Annotated in this window: 17 protein-coding genes and 2 pseudogenes; 9 read left to right on the forward strand and 10 right to left on the reverse strand. The window is 57.4% G+C overall.

Translation table 11 applies throughout. The features are described 5' to 3' along the window. Positions 1-80 precede the first annotated feature (80 nt). Together ENGE1_RS03960 and ENGE1_RS26700 are read left to right on the forward strand one after the other, a co-directional pair. Positions 81-1,289 carry an IS256 family transposase gene (locus tag ENGE1_RS03960; RefSeq protein WP_064360549.1) on the forward strand — a complete coding sequence of 403 codons (1,209 nt, stop codon included), beginning with the start codon at positions 81-83 and terminating at the stop codon, positions 1,287-1,289. 291 nt (positions 1,290-1,580) lie between these two features. Next, complete coding sequence (locus ENGE1_RS26700; protein WP_072065325.1) at positions 1,581-1,679, forward strand: IS1 family transposase; 99 nt, start codon at positions 1,581-1,583, stop codon at positions 1,677-1,679. Between the two features lie 21 nt (positions 1,680-1,700). Here ENGE1_RS26700 and ENGE1_RS26705 read toward each other — a convergent pair whose 3' ends face one another. Beyond that, positions 1,701-3,440 (reverse strand): hypothetical protein, encoded by a 1,740-nt coding sequence (locus tag ENGE1_RS26705; protein ID WP_072065324.1) that lies wholly within the window; start codon positions 3,438-3,440, stop codon positions 1,701-1,703. Between the two features lie 188 nt (positions 3,441-3,628). Between ENGE1_RS26705 and ENGE1_RS29150 the strand changes: the two genes are divergently transcribed. Then, positions 3,629-4,069: a hypothetical protein gene (locus ENGE1_RS29150; protein WP_255265514.1), complete on the forward strand. Its 441-nt coding sequence runs from the start codon at positions 3,629-3,631 to the stop codon at positions 4,067-4,069. Here the strand turns inward: ENGE1_RS29150 and ENGE1_RS03965 are convergent. Beyond that, positions 3,977-5,121: pseudogene (locus ENGE1_RS03965) on the reverse strand (IS256 family transposase); the annotation flags it as partial. The gene ENGE1_RS29150 and the pseudogene ENGE1_RS03965 sit on opposite strands and share 93 nt — an antisense overlap. Positions 5,122-5,217: 96 nt before the next feature. Between ENGE1_RS03965 and ENGE1_RS03970 the strand changes: the two are divergent. From ENGE1_RS03970 to ENGE1_RS29155, 4 genes and pseudogenes are all read left to right on the forward strand, one after another. Next, positions 5,218-6,423 (forward strand): IS256 family transposase, encoded by a 1,206-nt coding sequence (locus tag ENGE1_RS03970; RefSeq protein WP_048253258.1) that lies wholly within the window; start codon positions 5,218-5,220, stop codon positions 6,421-6,423. Between the two features lie 140 nt (positions 6,424-6,563). Continuing rightward, the gene (locus tag ENGE1_RS03975; protein ID WP_146144431.1) at positions 6,564-6,833 is read left to right on the forward strand and encodes a hypothetical protein; all 270 of its coding nucleotides are present in this window, start codon (positions 6,564-6,566) and stop codon (positions 6,831-6,833) included. Further along, complete coding sequence (locus ENGE1_RS03980) at positions 6,830-7,222, forward strand: hypothetical protein (RefSeq protein ID WP_048284819.1); 393 nt, start codon at positions 6,830-6,832, stop codon at positions 7,220-7,222. The genes ENGE1_RS03975 and ENGE1_RS03980 overlap by 4 nt, the downstream gene beginning before the upstream one ends. An 85-nt stretch (positions 7,223-7,307) precedes the next feature. Continuing rightward, positions 7,308-7,448, forward strand: a pseudogene (locus ENGE1_RS29155) (hypothetical protein); the annotation flags it as partial. Positions 7,449-7,473: 25 nt separating this feature from the next. On the opposite strand, the gene hpaA reads toward ENGE1_RS29155, so the two are convergent. The 8 genes from hpaA to hpaG all read right to left on the reverse strand — a co-directional run bounded on the left by hpaA (position 7,474) and on the right by hpaG (position 15,697). Further along, positions 7,474-8,364, reverse strand: coding sequence for a 4-hydroxyphenylacetate catabolism regulatory protein HpaA (gene hpaA / locus ENGE1_RS03985; protein ID WP_048253255.1), 891 nt, complete (start codon positions 8,362-8,364; stop codon positions 7,474-7,476). Continuing rightward, positions 8,361-9,719: a 4-hydroxyphenylacetate permease gene (gene hpaX, locus ENGE1_RS03990; protein ID WP_048253254.1), complete on the reverse strand. Its 1,359-nt coding sequence runs from the start codon at positions 9,717-9,719 to the stop codon at positions 8,361-8,363. The genes hpaA and hpaX overlap by 4 nt, the downstream gene beginning before the upstream one ends. 20 nt (positions 9,720-9,739) lie before the next feature. Then, a complete protein-coding gene (hpaI, locus tag ENGE1_RS03995; RefSeq protein ID WP_048253253.1) occupies positions 9,740-10,537 on the reverse strand; it encodes a 4-hydroxy-2-oxoheptanedioate aldolase in 798 nt (265 codons plus the stop codon). 10 nt (positions 10,538-10,547) lie between these two features. Continuing rightward, positions 10,548-11,351 carry a 2-oxo-hept-4-ene-1,7-dioate hydratase gene (gene hpaH / locus ENGE1_RS04000; protein WP_045291162.1) on the reverse strand — a complete coding sequence of 268 codons (804 nt, stop codon included), beginning with the start codon at positions 11,349-11,351 and terminating at the stop codon, positions 10,548-10,550. Between the two features lie 61 nt (positions 11,352-11,412). Further along, positions 11,413-11,793 carry a 5-carboxymethyl-2-hydroxymuconate Delta-isomerase gene (locus tag ENGE1_RS04005; RefSeq protein ID WP_043086232.1) on the reverse strand — a complete coding sequence of 127 codons (381 nt, stop codon included), beginning with the start codon at positions 11,791-11,793 and terminating at the stop codon, positions 11,413-11,415. A gap of 48 nt (positions 11,794-11,841) precedes the next feature. Next, the gene (hpaD, locus tag ENGE1_RS04010; protein WP_045291170.1) at positions 11,842-12,915 is read right to left on the reverse strand and encodes a 3,4-dihydroxyphenylacetate 2,3-dioxygenase; all 1,074 of its coding nucleotides are present in this window, start codon (positions 12,913-12,915) and stop codon (positions 11,842-11,844) included. Positions 12,916-12,953: 38 nt separating this feature from the next. Further along, positions 12,954-14,420 (reverse strand): 5-carboxymethyl-2-hydroxymuconate semialdehyde dehydrogenase, encoded by a 1,467-nt coding sequence (hpaE, locus tag ENGE1_RS04015; protein ID WP_048253252.1) that lies wholly within the window; start codon positions 14,418-14,420, stop codon positions 12,954-12,956. Next, positions 14,417-15,697, reverse strand: coding sequence for a 4-hydroxyphenylacetate degradation bifunctional isomerase/decarboxylase (gene hpaG, locus ENGE1_RS04020; protein WP_048253251.1), 1,281 nt, complete (start codon positions 15,695-15,697; stop codon positions 14,417-14,419). The genes hpaE and hpaG overlap by 4 nt, the downstream gene beginning before the upstream one ends. Before the next feature lie 264 nt (positions 15,698-15,961). Between hpaG and hpaR the strand changes: the two genes are divergently transcribed. After that, positions 15,962-16,426 carry a homoprotocatechuate degradation operon regulator HpaR gene (hpaR, locus tag ENGE1_RS04025; RefSeq protein WP_048253250.1) on the forward strand — a complete coding sequence of 155 codons (465 nt, stop codon included), beginning with the start codon at positions 15,962-15,964 and terminating at the stop codon, positions 16,424-16,426. Then, positions 16,410-17,351 carry an Rpn family recombination-promoting nuclease/putative transposase gene (locus tag ENGE1_RS04030; protein WP_048253249.1) on the forward strand — a complete coding sequence of 314 codons (942 nt, stop codon included), beginning with the start codon at positions 16,410-16,412 and terminating at the stop codon, positions 17,349-17,351. Before hpaR ends, ENGE1_RS04030 begins: the two co-directional genes overlap by 17 nt. The last annotated feature ends 71 nt before the right edge of the window (positions 17,352-17,422 follow it).

Here is a 17,422-nt window from a genome sequence, read left to right on the forward strand (position 1 = left end):
GGTCTGAGGAGCCTGTACATAAATTTGTGTAATTGCCTGATTTTGATATGTTCAATTCAACATCACAGGCAGGTTACTTTATGGACGAAAAACAGTTGCAGGCTCTGGCTAATGAACTGGCCAAAAATGTCAAAACTCCCGACGATCTCAGCCAGTTCGATCGTCTGCTGAAGAAAATCAGCGTTGAGGCGGCCCTCAATGCCGGGATGTCTCACCATCTGGGCTACGATAAAAATCAGCCTGAACCGGGCTCCAACACCCGCAACGGCTACTCAACAAAGACCGTAGCCACTGCGGATGGTCCACTTGAACTGCGTACTCCCCGGGATCGCGAAGCCACCTTTGAACCCCAGTTGCTGAAGAAAAACCAGACCCGTATTACCGGGATGGATAACCAGATTTTATCCCTGTACGCCAAAGGGATGACCACCCGCGAGATAGCAGTTGCGTTCAAAGAGATGTACGACGCGGATGTCTCGCCGGCGCTGGTCTCAAAAGTCACTGACGCCGTCATGGAGCAGGTTGTTGAGTGGCAAAACCGGCCACTGGATGCCATCTATCCTATTGTTTACCTTGACTGTATTGTCCTTAAAGTCCGGCAGGACAGTCGCGTCATCAATAAATCCGTGTTTCTGGCTCTGGGCATCAACATCGAAGGCCAGAAAGAACTGCTGGGTATGTGGCTGGCCGAAAATGAAGGCGCGAAGTTCTGGCTGAATGTGCTGACAGAACTGAAGAATCGCGGCCTGAACGACATCCTCATCGCCTGCGTCGACGGACTGAAAAGCTTCCCGGACGCCATAAACGCGGTATATCCGGAGGCCCGCATCCAGCTGTGCATCGTACATATGGTGCGCAACAGCCTGCGGTTCGTCTCCTGGAAAGATTACAAGGCCGTTACCCGCGATTTGAAGGCGATTTACCAAGCGCCGACGGAAGAAGCAGGTCTGCAGGCACTGGAAGTGTTCGCCAGCGCCTGGGACAGCCGCTATCCGCAGATAAGCCGGAGCTGGACGGCAAACTGGTTAAACCTTGCGACGTTTTTCGGCTACCCGGCAGATATCCGCAAAGTCATCTACACCACCAACGCCATTGAATCACTGAACAGCGTGATCAGGCATGCAATCAAAAAGCGCAAGGTGTTCCCGACGGACGAGTCAGTGAAAAAGGTCGTGTGGCTGGCAATCCAGGCCGCCTCACAAAAATGGACGATGCCGCTGAGGGACTGGCGCATGGCAATGAGCCGTTTTATCATCGAGTTCGGTGACCGCCTCGACGGTCACTTCTGAGAAAAGGCATTTACACAGAATGGTGTACAGGCCCACTAAAACTGGTGTGCTTACAAGAGTACCTTCACAACGTTAAGCAAGCTACTCTCCTTACCCACCTTGAATCGCAGGGAAATGCGCTGACCGCAGAACGTCAGCAGCATCAGGCCACGTGCGAAACACTTCAGATGCTGTTAGTGGTGTACGAAACCGGTCGGTTTTGTACATACGATTTAGGTATACCCTAATGTGACATACTAGCGAGCGGTCTGGGATTGTTAAATAAAAAAAACACCTGACACCCATACTCACATTAAGCATGTGGCCCGCAAAACGATTTACTTTCCACGTTCCATTAAGGTCCACGAAAAAGCGATCGGCTCATTCATAGAAAAGTATATTTTCAACTAATTGGAGCCATAATCCTATATCTCAGGCTGTTAAGGGACGCTGACTAGGCCATTGCATAAGCCAATATTTGGCTTTATCCTCTCTTGCTTTTAAAGTTCTTTCGCTAATATCATTAATTTTATTTTCTTGTAGGATATTAACGAACTTACTCCGAGATATTTTACCTACAAAGCTTTCATGCCAAAGGAAACAAATTCCGAGTAGTAGATCTTCAATTTCGCTCAGTTCCATCGTTAAGCTTTCTTCTAGATTTCTTTGAAAATACAACCCCTTACTAAACAGTTCAGCAAGATATAATCTTTCTTGTTTTGATATGCCTGTGGCTGTGTAAAAAATACACGTTTCTGAATTGCTTGAGGGTAGTTGAACCATAATACCAGGATTTCTCCCTTGCGCACGATCTAAACTGTTAAGAAAGTTAGGTATTGTTAGTGCAGAAGCTGCTAAATTAATGTTTCTAAAAGACCTATTTTTTTTATCTATAAGCTCAATGTCTTTATTTTTTTTATTGCTGAAATAATGAGTCATTAACTCTATCGGTTCTGGTAGTACACCCGAAAACATCCAAGGGAAAAGACCGACAGGATTGGCACTGAATATTTCGTTAAAACTATTGTATAATGTATCATCCATACATTCATTTCTATTAGAAAAAGTGAGGAGTTTTGACGTATAGTCTTGAGGATAACTCACTTTTAGTCTTGTCATGAAATCTCTTACTTTAATGTACCAAGCAGCATTTTTCATGAGTGAAAAATAAAACATAATCATATGATATATTATCATTTTCTGCATCACTTCAGGGGGCGTAGTCTTTAGTGCATTTCGTTGGTTTTGAGCGAAGTCATCGGGGCTAGGATTCAGGAATCGAAATAGAGAACTAGCTCGCTTACTTAATTTTTTAATCTGATGATTAATACTATTACTGTATAACTCATGTTGGTATTTACTTGGGATTATTTTGCTATATTTTTCTTGGTGTTCGACCTGTGTACTATTCTCATGTTTTCGACATAATGCATGTAGTATTGGTGCCCACTGAGTATATTTTTTGTCTTTTAGTAGTGGATGCGATACATCGTTTAAAGGATCTCGACCTAAAGCAAGCTTATTAGCTATACTTATAAAGTGCCCGTGGACCTGATCAAGGCTAAATTCTTTATCAACTAATCTTTGGTATTTATTAGTGAATAAATCGAAGGAGTGAATCCTAAATGGAGTCATTTCGCCTTGAGGATTACCATACTCGATGTCAACCAAGTTTGATGTAAGTTGCCGTTCACTAACTATTTTACATAACTCAATTAGAGTAGGATCTTCGATTGTAATATCTAGTTTCTGGCGATTATTTTTTTCTAATTCTATACGAACTTTATAGTAAGCGTGAACAATTTTTTGTGGGTCTAGGACGGAATTAGTTGCTGCTGCAGTAAGTAATAAATTAAGTGGCATTTTGGGATAGTTATTAGCAAGGCATTCAGCGTATATATACAAATCACCTCTCAACAGCAATGAATTATCATAATGTCCAAGTAGTATATCTAGTGTGTTATGCCGTGGGCTAAATGCTTTTTCTAATATGTCATAGTAGTAAGGCCTGTGGGCTAGAGGGATTTTGGCAAAACGTTTTCTTAAGTGAATCAAACCTGATTCTTTTCTAAAATCTAAAGGTCCAAAAATTAGATTGAAGGCTATTCCAGCTTCAAACCATTCTCTCAACACATTTTCAGCCTCACTTAACTCTAAAACGATTTTTTTCATCCACACTTCCTCGAAAATTGCAATACATAAGTAGAAAAATAACTCGAGTGGTTAGCTTAATCGTTGGTGATTAACATGCCTACTCTTATGAGTTTTGACTCTTAAGACAATCATACAGCACCATCCGTACATAAAATGGCTCGTTGGTGGTCTGGGAACCGTTCGTATACACAAAAGTGAGATAGATCATGAAAAAAGTAATTTGCTCATTATGCCATGGGCGTGGTAGTGACGTAATTATTACATGCAGTAACTGCAATGGTTCAGGTTATGACCCAGAAGATGATAAGCCGTTCGCGCAGTGCCACACTTGTTACGGAGAAGGTGAAGAAGACGTTGACGTTTGTCCTCGTTGTGATGGTGATGGTTATTACTACGTAGATGAGGATGACGATGAGGATGACGATGAGGATGACGATGAGGATGACGATGAGGATGACGATGAGGATGACGACGAGGATGACGACGAGGATGACGACGAGGATGACGACGAGGATGACGATGACGATGAGACGAGATTGTGTAAATGCCTTTTCTCAGAAGTGACCGCTCAGGCGGTCACCGAGCTCGATGATAAAACGGCTCATTGCCATGCGCCAGTCCCTCAGCGGCATCGTCCATTTTTGTGAGGCGGCCTGGATTGCCAGCCACACGACCTTTTTCACTGACTCGTCCGTCGGGAACACCTTGCGCTTTTTGATTGCATGCCTGATCACGCTGTTCAGTGACTTAATGGCGTTGGTCGTGTAGATGACTTTGCGGATATCTGCCGGGTAGCCGAAAAACGTCGCAAGGTTCACCCAGTTTGCCGTCCAGCTCCGGCTTATCTGCGGATAGCGACTGTCCCAGGCGCTGGCGAACGCTTCCAGCGCCTGCAGACCTGCTTCTTCCGTCGGTGCCTGGTAAATCGCCTTCAAATCGCGGGTAACGGCCTTGTAATCTTTCCAGGAGACGAACCGCAGGCTGTTGCGCATCCATATGCACAATGCTCAGCTGGATACGGGCTTCCCGATACACCGCGTTTATGGCGTCCGGGAAGCCTTTCAGGCTATCGACGCAGGCGATGAGGATGTCGTTCAGGCCGCGATTCTTCAGTTCTGTCAGCACATTCAGCCAGAACTTCGCGCCTTCATTTTCGGCCAGCCACATACCCAGCAGTTCTTTCTGGCCTTCGATGTTGATGCCCAGAGCCAGAAACACGGATTTATTGATGACGCGACTGTCCTGCCGGACCTTAAGGACAATACAGTCAAGGTAAACAATAGGATAGATGGCATCCAGTGGCCGATTTTGCCACTCAACAACCTGCTCCATGACGGCGTCAGTGACTTTTGAGACCAGCGCTGGCGAGACATCGGCGTCGTACATCTCTTTGAACGCAGCCGTTATCTCGCGTGTGGTCATCCCCTGGCGTACAGGGATAAAATCTGGTTATCCACCCGGTGATGCAGGTCTGGTTTTTCTTCAGCAACTGGGGTTCAAAGGTGGCTTCGCGATCCCGGGGAGTACGCAGTTCAAGTGGACCATCCGCAGTGGCTACGGTCTTTGTTGAGTAGCCATTGCGGGTGTTGGAGCCCGGTTTAGGCTGATTTTTATCGTAGCCCAGATGGTGAGACATCCCGGCATTGAGGGCCGCCTCAACGCTGATTTTCTTCAGCAGACGATCGAACTGGGTAGAGTCTTAAGGCGTGGTGTAAATTCGGAGAATGGTGAGAGCCATCGGCTAATCCGGTAAGGTAATGGTTACGAAGACATTATCTTAAGAAGGAATCAACCGATGGCTGATAACAGAATGACATTCAGCAACGCTCTGATCCAACTCGGCGGTGAAGATTTTCTACGGGAACTTACCGAATTTATGCTTAACCGCATCATGGAGGCCGACGTTACTCAGCGCATCAACGCAGAGCCTCACGAGCGCAGTGAGAAGCGCGAGACCTACCGGAACGGCTACCGTGACCGACAGTACAACACCCGACCCGGTACGCTGGACCTGCGTATCCCGAAGCTGCGCGAAGGCTCTTATTTCCCGCCTTTCCTTGAGGCTCGCAGACTGTCTGAGAAGGCGCTGAATGCGGTTATTCAGGAAGCGTGGATAAACGGTGTCTCTACCCGCAAAGTGGACGCACTGGTTCAGTCGATGGGCATGACCGGCATCTCACGCAGCCAGGTATCGTCCATTTGCCGCAGTATCGATGAGCGCGTACACGCGTTCCTGAACCGGCCGCTGGAGGGAGAATGGCCCTACCTGTGGCTGGATGCGACCTGGGTTAAGGTCCGCAAAAACGGCCGGGTGGACAGCGTGGCGGTAATAATCGCCTGCGCGGTCAGCCTGGACGGTCGCCGGAAGATTATCGGGATGGGTATCGGTGAGTCAGAAGCTAAAGCGTTCTGGCTGGCCTTCCTGCTGAGCCTTAAAGAGCGCGGTCTGGAGGGCGTGAAGCTGGTCATCTCTGACGCGCACAGCGGCCTGAAAGCGGCGATACAGCAGGTGTTCTGCGCCAGCTGGCTGCGGTGTCGGGTCCACTTCATGCGTAACGTCATGGGGCGCGTCAACAGGGCCTGTCAGTCAGTAGTTCGTGCTGCCCTGCAGCAGGTGTTCGTCCAGACGGAGGCGAAGAGTGCTCATGCCACCTGGCGCGATGTAGCTGCCCAGCTGGAGAAGCGCTTCCCGTCGGTCGCAGAGATGATGGATGAGGCGGAAGCGGACGTGCTGGCGTACTTCGGCTTCCCGAAGGCGTACAGGGTGAAAATCCACTCGACGAATACGCTGGAGCGGCTGAACAAAGAGGTGAAGCGACGTGCAGACGTGGTGGGCATCTTCCCCAATGAAGAGAGCATTACGCGGCTACTGGGCGCAGTGCTGACGGAGCAAAATGAGGAGTGGCTGTTGCAGAATCGCTATCTGCCGCAACACACCATGGCGGAGATAGAGCAGACCGCTGAAACTGAAGTGATTGAGGCGCTGCCAGTCAGCGCATAACAGGCATATTACCGGACCGGAGAGCTGGAACTGAATTTACACCACCTTGACGGACTCGACCCCGGGTAGTTGAAAGCGCCGCCGATCGCCGGGTCTTTGACGTCAGCGTCACCTGGCTCACTAAGGGAAGCACCTCCGGATTGACGCTGAACTTCCGGATGCGCCAGCGCAGCGACGAGGAGGGACAGTATTCACTTATTGATCCCGACAGCATGCGCGTCTCATGGCCCGGCGTCGGCAGTGAGGCTGTTAAAACTGTGCTGCAGGGGTTCCGGGCCAGAATGACAGATGGTGAAAAATTTGAGCCTTACAGCCACACCACAATCGCCCGGTTTCCGGGCTATATCGTCCTCACGCCCGGGGAGGCGCCGCAGTTCTGCAGTAAGGAACCGCCCGGGGAGGATGAATGATGGGAGTATCTACGATGGTGCAGTTTGAGTTCTGCGAGACAACGTTCACTGCACGGTGCCGCTGGTCTGCATGCGACCTGGGGCGCCAGGTCCGCCTCAGCCTGAGGGACATGCAGGCCCTCTATCCGGAACTGGCGCACTGGAGCCTGCTCGCCCTGTCCTGCGGCTGGGACAGTTATGCTGGTGACAGGTTAGCCCCGGCGCCAGTAGGGGGCGTAACGCGGATCCGCGATGAGGGGTTTCTGGCGTACTGCTACGTGCGCCAGCGCTGGCCTGGATTCAGCTTCGGCAGTGCCGGCAGCCTGGCGCCGCAGCTGCGGGCCCTGGGGGCTGCCCGGCCCTGGCAGCTGACGCCGCCGCCGGCGAAGCCGGACTGGGTGACATCGTGAGCGCGTATCTGGTCATTCCCGGGCGGCCGGCTCCGGCCTACGGCGGTGGCCATCGACTATCCCGAGGCGCTGGCGCTGCGGCAACGGGTTCAACGCGCTTTACCGCAATGGCTGGATAGCGGAGGCTACCCTCTGGGCTCGCGCCCGCCGTAAGATCCACGATGTGCACGTTCGCACGCCGTCAGTCCTGACGGAGGAAGTCTGCAAACCAAAATCTGATTTATTCAACAAAGCCAGTTAAGAGACCCAGCCTAACTCCCCCGATACCCCGTCGGCGAGCACCCCTCCATGCGGTGAAAAAAGCGCGCAAAGTAGGCCGGATCCTTATACCCCAGCTCCAGCGCAATCTGGTTGACGCTCAGTTCGCTGAAGCGCAGCAGGCGCCGGGCCTCCCGGCTGACGCGCTCGAAGATCAGCCGCTTCGGCGGCTGGTTGGCGAAGCGGCGGCACAGCTCCGTCAGGCGGGATTCGCTCATCCCCAGCATGTCGGCGTAGGCCGGCACCGTCAGGTGCTGGCGAAAGCGTTCGTCCACCAGGCGATTAAACTTCTGAAACAGCCGCATCTCGCCGCGCACGCCGCTTGGCGCTCTGTCGCACGGCGGCGCCTCGCGCAGCAGTAGGGTAAAGACGCTGCGGGCGAGGGACTGCAGCAGCAGCTCGCGGCCGGGGCGCCGATGGCGAAATTCATCGGCAATCGTTGGCCAGAGGTGGTTGAGCGCGCTCAGGGTGGCGGGCAGATTCTCCAGCGACAGGCAGATCCCCTGCAGCATCGCCGCCTCGCCGCTGCCGGGCCACAGGCTCTCAATCAGCGGCCAGACCAGCTCCTGGCGCACGGTCAGTACGTGGCCGTCGCTGTCCGGCTCGGTAAAAAAGGCGTGCGGCACCGAGGGCGGGGTGAGGATAAACAGCGGCGCGCGCACCGCGTAGTAGTGGGCGTCCAGCTGCAGGGTGATGCGTCCGGTGGCGAGAAAATGCAGCTGGAAGTAGCGGTCGTGCCAGTGGGGGCGCATATCGCGCCCGAAGAACGCCGCCAGCCGGGCGAAGGTTTCGTAGTGCACGTCCTCCCCGGCGTAGCGGGCGTCATACTCCCGCACCAGATCGATATTCTGGTAGCCGTGCGCAAAGGCCGCCTCCGCGGTCATGCCCGCTTCTCCGCTACAGAAATCACCGCCGTTTGCGGTTCGCGGCGGCCGCCCATTGGAATGGCGGTCAGCACCAGCGCGCCGGCTATCAGCAGCCCGGCGACGAACCACAGCCCGGCGCTGAAGCTCCCGGTGCTGTCGCGCAGAATGCCGATCAGCAGCGGGCTGACGGCGGATCCGACGTTGCCAACGGCGTTGATCGTCGCCAGCGCCACGGCCCTCGCCCGCAGGCTGATTACCCTGTCCGGCGTGGTCCAGAAGATCGCCATGGCGGTAAACGATCCCGTCGACGCCATGACGATCCCCAGCAGCTGGATCAGGTTACTGCCGCTTGCTGATGCCAGCAGCCAGCCGGCGGCGGCGAACAGGTAGGGCAGGATAGTGTGCAGCTTGCGCTCGCTGCGCCGGTCAGAGCGGCGGCTCCACCAGATCATGCCGAAAATGGTGCAGAACTGAGGAATAGCCGCCAGCAGGCCAATCATGATGTTGCTGCTGCCGGTGTTAAAGCTCTGCAGGATCTGCGGCGTCCAGATGTTGATGGCGCTCAGGGTGTTGGTCAGGCAGAAGTAGGCGAGCGTGTAGAGCAGCACGGCGGGCGTCAGCACTTCCCGCAGGGTGGAGCGCGGTGCGCTCCGGGGAGCAGCGGCAGCGCTGCGCTCCCGATCGAGCATCTGCTTCAGCGCCCGCTTCTCATCGTCGTCCAGCCAGCCGGCCTGGTCCGGGGTGTCGTTAAGGAAAAACCAGGTCACAACGCCGAGGAGGACCGAGGGCAGCCCCTCCAGCAGAAAGAGCCACTGCCAGCCTTTTAAATGCCACAGGCCGTCAAGGGCCAGGATGTAGCCGGAGAGCAGCGATCCGAACATCATCGTTACCGGCATCGCTATCATAAACAGCGCGTTGGCCCGCGCCCGGTGCCAGGCCGGAAACCACCAGGTGAGATAGACCAGCACCCCCGGCAGAAAGCCCGCCTCGGCAATGCCGACCAGCATCCGCAGCAGGTAGAGCGTCTGCGGGCTGGTGGCGAACAGGGTACAGGTCGAGGCGATACCCCACACCACCATGATCCCGGCAATCCAGCGGCGGGCGCCGACCTTCGCCAGCATGATATTGCTGGGGATGCCGCACAGCACGTAGGTGACATAGAACAGGGTCGCCGCCAGGCCGAACATCGTTGAGGTCAGGCCCAGATCCTTGCCCATGGTCAGCCCGGCGAAGCCGATGTTGATCCTGTCGAGGAAGGAGAAGACGAACAGGACGAACAGAAAGGTAATCAGACGGCGAAACAGTTTTTTTATTACGCGCTGTTCGATCCCGCCAGCGCTGTGGTTATCAGGATGCAGGGAAGAGGCTGTCATGATGCGCTCCGGGTCTCCGCTCAGTAGACGGATTTATTATTGTCAGCTGCAGTATCGCGCCCGGCGTTAAAGCGCGCCGCCAGCGCCTCCGCGCTCCGCGCCAGCAGGGTGGTATCAACGCCGACCGCCACAAACAGCGCCCCGAGTTCGAGATAGCGCTTCGCCAGCGGCTCGTTCGCCATCAGGATCCCCGGCGCTTTCCCGGCTGCGCGAATTTGCGCGATGGCGCTCTCAATCGCCGCCTGCACCTCCGGGTGCTGCGGGTTGCCGCCGAAGCCCATATCGGCGCTGAGGTCGGCGGGGCCGATAAATACCCCGTCCACGCCGTCGACGTCGAGGATCTGCGGCAGATTTTTCAGCGCCTCGCGGGTCTCAATCTGCACCAGCACGCACATGGCGTCGTTGGCCTCCTGCAGATAGTTCGGCACCCGGTTCCAGCGCGAGGCGCGGGCCAGCGCGCTGCCGACGCCGCGGATCCCCTCCGGCGGATAGCGGGTGGCGCGCACCGCCAGCCGGGCCTCGTCGGCGTTCTGCACCATCGGCACCAGCAGGGTCTGCGCGCCGACGTCCAGCAGCTGCTTGATCTGCACCGGATCGTTCCACGACGGGCGCACCACCGGCTGGCCGGGATAGGGAGCCACGGCCTGCAGCTGGGTCAGGACCGTCTGCACATTATTCGGCGCGTGCTCGCCGTCGATCAGCAGCCAGTCGAAGCCTGCGCCCGCCAGCAGTTCGGCACTGTAGCTGCTGCACAGCCCCAGCCACAGGCCAATCTGCGGTTTGCCGGCCTTCAGCGCGGCTTTAAACGTGTTATTCATCTTCTTCTCCTTAAACGAAGCGGCAGCTGATGGCGCCCATGTTGCCGTAGTCAACGTGGAAGGTATCGCCCCGTCGCGCGGGCACCGGGCGGGTAAAGGAGCCGCCGAGGATAATCTGCCCGGCATCGAGCTGGACGTCGTAGGGGGCGAGCTTGTTGGCCAGCCACGCCACGCCGTTGGCCGGGTGGTTGAGCACGCCCGCCGCGACGCCGGTCTCTTCAATGACGCCGTTGCGGTAGAGCAGGGCGGAGATCCAGCGCAGATCCAGCGCGTCTGGCCTGATCGGCCGGCCGCCGAGGATCACCCCGGCATTGGCCGCGTTGTCGGAGATGGTGTCGAACACCTGGCGCGGACGGCCGGTTTCCGGGTCAACGTTGTGGCAGCGGGCGTCGATCAGCTCCAGGGCCGGGATCACGTAGTCGGTGGCGTTATAGACGTCGAACAGGGTGCAGTTCGGCCCGCGCAGCGGTTTCGCCAGTACGAAGGCCAGCTCCACCTCGATGCGCGGGACGATAAAGCGGTCGGTGGGAATATCGCTGCCGTCGTGAAAGAACATGTCGTCGAGCAGGGCGCCGTAGTCCGGTTCGCTTATCTGCGAGCTGGCCTGCATCGCCTTAGAGGTCAGGCCGATTTTGTGGCCCTTCAGGGTGCGGCCTTCGGCGATTTTCATCGCCACCCACTCGCGCTGGACGGCGTAGGCGTCTTCAATGGTGATGGTCGGGTAGTCAAGCGAGACGGCGCGGATCTGCTCCCGCTGCTTTTCCGCCTGGTTCAGCCGCTGGGCTATCAGGGTGTGGGTCTGTTTATCGAGCATGATGGCTTCCTGTGAGTACCGCACGGTTTCCCTCTCCCGCTGCAAAGAGGGTCAGAAACCGTTACTTAAACAGCGCGTGCACGTTGTTCTGTTTGTAGTTCAGCGTCGGGTGCAGCTCTTCGATCTCAAAAGAGAGCGCCAGATAGCGGCTCTCCATCAGGGCGGCGAAGTGCTGCTTGATCAGCCCGAACAGCATCTCTCCGGTTTGCTGGCGGCTTTCCAGGCTGCGGCCGCTGCCGATCTTCAGCGTCATATGGACGAAGGCGTAATCGTGCCTGCCGTCGGCCATCTGCCAGGTATCCAGCCAGTGCGCCCGGCTGCGTATTCCGCCGATGGGGAAGATGCCGGTGGCGGCCAGCGCCTCGTTGACCTTGGCGAACAGGCCGGGGAGATCGGCTTCGCTGCGGATGTTGTCGGTGCATTCAGCAATAAAATGCGGCATAGCGCCCTCCGGGGGCAGAGGCGCGCGGGAACATCCCGCGCGCGGAGGTTACAGAGAGTTGCCGAGCTTAAAGCCCTTTTCCGTATCGCCCTCGCGGGTCCAGGAAAAGCCGTCGGCGCCGATGGTGACGGCCATTTCGCTGGGCGCCTCGCGTTCGACCACCGGCTGCGGCTGGCCGTCGAGATCCAGCACCAGCGAGCCTTCGGTGTACCAGCTCGGCACCACCGGGTTGCCCCACCAATCGCGACGCTGGTTGTCGTGTACGTTCCAGGTTACGACCGGGTTATCCGGATCGCCGGTGTAGTAATCCTGGGTGTAGATCTCGATGCGGTGACCGTCAGGATCGCGCAGGTAGAGATAGAAGGCGTTAGAGACGCCGTGGCGGCCCGGCCCGCGTTCAATAAGGTCTGACTTGCGCAGGGCGCCGAGCTTGTCGCAGATCGCCAGAATGTTGTGTTTTTCGTGGGTGGCGAAGGCGATGTGGTGCATGCGCGGCCCGGCGCCGCCGGTCATGGCGGTATCGTGCACGGTGGCCTTGCGGCGCATCCAGGCGGCGTACACCACCCCGGCATCGTCGCGAATATCTTCCGTGACCCGGAAGCCCAGCCCCTCGATATATTCCACGGCGCGCGGCACGTCCGGGGTTATCTGATTAAAGTGATCGAGGCGCACCAGCGCGCCCGGCGTGTAAAGATCGTAGCGCCAGGCCAGGCGCTCGACGTGCTGCACGTCGTAGAAGAACTCGTAGGGGAAGCCGAGGGGATCTTCGACGCGCACCGCATCGCCGATGCCCTTCACAAAGCCGTTAACCCGGCGCTCCGTGCGGCAGCCCAGCGCCTTAAAGTAGGCTTCGGCGCGATCGACATCCTCCGGGGCGCGCACGCGGAAGGCAAAGGCGGCGACGGCGGCCACCGGGCCTTCACGCAGGATCAGGTTGTGGTGAATAAACTCTTCCATTGAACGCAGGTAGAGGGTCTTGTCATCCTCGGCGGTCACCACCAGGCCAAGAATATCGACGTAAAACTCGCGGGCCGCCTTCAGGCTGGTGACCTGAATTTCCATATAGGCGCAGCGCACAACGTCGGGAGCGGGAACAGCGGTCGTCGTCAGTTTGCTTGTCATTGTTGTCATCTCTTTCTTTTTAATCGTAAAACCGGGGGTCAGACGCCCCATTTCGGGATCGGATGGTCGCCCATGGAGATGCAGACGTTCTTCATCTCCGCAAACACCTCGAAGCTGTACTCGCCGCCTTCGCGGCCGGTGCCGGAGGCCTTCACCCCGCCGAACGGCTGGCGCAGGTCGCGTACGTTCTGGGTGTTGACGAAGACCATGCCGGCTTCAATGCCGCGCGCCAGGCGCAGCACCTTGCTCACGTCCTGGGTCCAGATATAGGAGGCCAGGCCGTACTCAACGTCATTCGCCAGCCGCAGCCCCTCGGCCTCGTCCTTAAACGGCAGCAGGCAGGCCACCGGGCCAAAAATCTCCTCCTGGGCGACGCGCATCCGGTTATCGACGTCCGCCAGCACCGTCGGGCGCAGGAAGTGGCCGCCCTTCAGATGCGCGGGCAGGTCCGCAGGCTTGTCCGGGCCGCCGGCCAGCAGCGTGGCGCCTTCCTCAATGCCGAGGCGGATGTAGCCGGAGACTTTCTCCCAGTGCTGCTGGCTAATCAGCGAGCCTACCTGGGTATTCGGATCGGTCGGATCGCCGACCCGCAGGCGGCTGGCGCGCTCGGCGAAGCGCTTAACGAATTCGGGATAGATGCTCTGCTGAATGAAGATGCGCGAGCCCGCGGTGCAGCGCTCGCCGTTCAGCGAGAAGATGGTAAACAGCGCGGCGTCCATCGCCCGTTCGATATCGGCGTCTTCAAAAATCAGCACCGGCGACTTGCCGCCTAGCTCCATCGAGTACTTCTTCAGCCCGGCGCTCTGCATAATCTTGCGCCCGGTGGCGGTGCCGCCGGTGAACGATACGGCGCGCACGTCGTGATGGCGCACCAGCGCGTCGCCCGCCGTCGCGCCGTAGCCCTGCACCACGTTCAGCACGCCTGCCGGGATGCCCGCTTCCAGCGCCAGCTCGCCGAGGCGGTCGGCGGTCAGCGGCGACAGTTCGGACATCTTCAGCACCGCGGTATTGCCCAGCGCCAGGCAGGGCGCTACTTTCCAGGTGGCGGTCATAAACGGCACGTTCCACGGCGACACCAGCGCGCAGACGCCCACCGGCTGCACCAGGGTGTAGTTGAGCATCTTGTCGTCAACCGGATAGGTTTTGCCGTTCATCTGCTGGCACACTTCGGCGAAGAACTCGAAGTTGTGCGAAGCGCGCGGGATCAGCACGTTTTTGGTCTGGTGGATCGGCAGGCCGGTGTCGGCGGTCTCCACGGCGGCGATCTCCGGTACGTTCTGGTCGATCAGATCCCCGAGCCTGCGCATCAGCTTCGCGCGCTCTTTCATCGGCAGGTTGGCCCATTTCGGAAACGCCGCCTTTGCCGCCGCGACGGCCTGCTGGATCTCCGCTTCGCCGCCGGAGGCGACCTCCGCCAGCACCTCGCCGGTGGCGGGGTTGGTGGTCTGGAAATAGTCTTTGCTGGCAACGCTTTTGCCGTCTATCCAGTGGTTAATCTTTTTCATTTCGCGCTCTCCTCGCTGACAATTCGGTTCACCAGTCTTCCTACGCCCTCCACTTCAACCACCACCTCGTCTCCCGGCACCACGTCCGACAGCCCCTTCGGCGTGCCGGTGGCGATCATGTCGCCCGGATTAAGGGTCATAAAACTGCTGAGGTAAGCGATGAGGTACGGGACGCTGAAGATCAGATCGGCGGTGGTGCCCCGCTGGCGCAGCTCGCCGTTCACAAAGGTGCGCAGGGTCAGATTGTGCGGATCGGGGACCGCCGCTTTAGGCACCACGGTCGCAAGCAGCGGCGTCAGTCCGTCGCGGCTTTTTACCCGCAGGTTGGGGCGGTAGTAGTTCTCCAGGTAGTCGCGAATGGCGTAGTCGTTGCACACCGTGTAACCGGCGACATAGTCCATGGCATCGGCCTCGCTGACGCTGCGCGCCTGCTTGCCGATGACCACCACCAGCTCCGCCTCGTAGTGCATGTACTCGACGTTATCCGGGCGCACGGAGGTCTGGTTATCGCCGGTTACCGTGTTCGGCGCTTTGATAAATACCAGCGGCTCTTCCGGCGGCTTGAATTCCAGCTCGCTGGCGTGGTCGGCGTAGTTCAGGCCGAGGGCAAACAGGGTGCCGGCCCGCTGCGCCGGCGCCGGCGCGGGGGGAGCCTCGCTTTCTGCCACCACCGTATTTTCCAGCGGCGGCAGGCCAGCGGCGGTGATGCGTACGCGATCGCTGGGGTTCAGGGCGACGCGCTGCTGCGGGGTGCCGATCAGGATGGCGTCGCCGGGCTGGAGGGTGGCGAACTCGCTCAGGGCGCTCAGCAGGTCGGCGGCGCTACGGTGCAGGTCGGCGGTGTGCCAGCGGTCGACTTCGCGGCCGTTGATTTCGGTGACGATCGTCAGGTTATCGGCGCTATCAAGCGCGGCGCTTTCGCCGATCGGGCAGAAGCCGTCCCGGCACTTGGCCTTGATTGCCGGGCGATAAAAGCTCTCTTCCGGCAGGCTGACCTCGTTGGCCAGCGCGTAGCCCGCGATGTAGTCTGCGGCCGCCTCCGGCGCGATCCTGCTGGCGGTTTTGCCAACGATCAGCGCCACGGTCGCGCCGCTTAGCACCTGCTCGCCGGCGGGATGGGGAATAGCGTCCCCGCTGGCCGCCACCGTATTGCGCGGCTTAATAAACCAGACGGCGGTTTTGGGGGGCGTGTTATAGGGCGCGCGGGTAAACGCGGCCTGCCAGGCGTCGGTCTGGCTGCGGTGGTTCAGCGCGACGGCGAAAACGGTTCCTTTCATTGCGGCTCCTTCGGCTTCAATAGCCGGTGAGTGATTTCATTAATATGTTAATGAATATCTTTTATTCCCTGGCCGCGCCGTTGGCAATTTTATGTGAATGATTTGTGATCTAATTAACGATAATTTTACATCAATCCTTATTATTCAACCTATTAACGGAAATTCGCTTGCCGCTGCTGTTTTTAAAGTCAATCTCAGGTTGCAAATCAGTGCCGGAGTGGGGAATCATTTACCTGTTAATAATCAGAAACCGCGAGAAAACCGATGCACGAGTCTTTAACTATTTCGCTACTGCAGGCGCGGGAAGCGGCAATGTCCTGGTTCCGTCCGATCGTCAAGCGGCACAATCTTACCGAGCAGCAGTGGCGCATCGTGCGGGTGCTGGCGGAAAACCCCTCGATGGACTTCCACGAGCTGGCGTTTCGTACCTGCATTCTGCGCCCGAGCCTGACCGGGATTCTGACGCGCATGGAGCGTGACGGGCTGGTGCTGCGGCTTAAGCCGGTCAACGACCAGCGCAAGCTCTACCTCTCCCTGACGCCCGCCGGCCAGGCGCTCTACGGTAAAGCCCAGGCGGAAGTCGAGGCCGCCTACCGGCAAATTGAATCGACCTTTAGCGAAGCGAAAATGCGCCAGCTGACCGGCCTGCTGGAGGAGTTTATTGCTCTGGGAAATGGCGCGGAGACTATCAAGGATGATGAGGAATGTACTGATGGAGAACAACGCTAGAACGCCTACGCCCCACGATGCCGCTTTTCGTCAGTTTTTGACGCAGCCGGATATTGCCAGGGACTTTATGACCATTCATCTGCCGCCGGCGCTGCTCGCTATCTGCGATCTCGACACGCTAAAGCTGGAGTCCGGTTCCTTTGTGGAAGAGGATCTGCGGCAATATTTTAGCGACGTACTTTACAGCCTGAAAACGACCGCCGGGGACGGCTATGTTCATGTGCTTATCGAGCATCAGTCAACGCCTGACCGCCATATGGCGTTCAGGCTGCTGCGCTACGCCGTTGCCGCGATGCAGCGACATCTTCAGGCGGGACATAAAAGACTACCGCTGGTGATACCGGTGCTGTTTTACACCGGCAGGCGAAGCCCTTACCCGTGGTCGACCCGCTGGCTGGATGAGTTCGACGATCCTGAACTCGCGGCCAGCCTCTACGGCGGCGCTTTTCCGCTAGTGGATATCACCGCGATCCCGGATGATGAAATCGCCACTCACCGCAGCATGGCGGCGCTGACGCTGCTGCAAAAGCATATTCACCAGCGCGACATGGCCGGGTTGGTTGACAGACTGGCACCTATACTGCTGGCCGGATATCTCTCTTCAGACCAGGTTGTATCGCTGGTACACTACATTTTACAGACTGGCGAAACCGCCGACGCCGGAACTTTTGTCCGCGAAATGGCGCGGCGAGTGCCGCAACACGGAGACACTCTTATGACAATTGCACAACAGCTGGAACAGCAGGGTATCGAGAAAGGTATCAAGCAGGGCATTGAGCAGGGCAGAGAGGAAGGCCGGGAGGAAGGTCGTAGTGAAGAAAAGCTCGACGTTGCCCGCCGTCTGCTAAAAATGGGCCTGCCCCACGACGCTATTCTGGAAGCGACCGGCCTGAGCGAAGCCGAGTTGGTACAGTTGCAGCACTGATTTTTTGTCTTTTGTCGCCAGCGGATGAGCCGCTGGCGAAACATCTTCAGCCTGTCCTCCCTCCATTTGCC

The organism is Pluralibacter gergoviae ATCC 33028 = NBRC 105706, from assembly GCF_001598855.1.
Lineage (GTDB): Bacteria > Pseudomonadota > Gammaproteobacteria > Enterobacterales > Enterobacteriaceae > Pluralibacter > Pluralibacter gergoviae.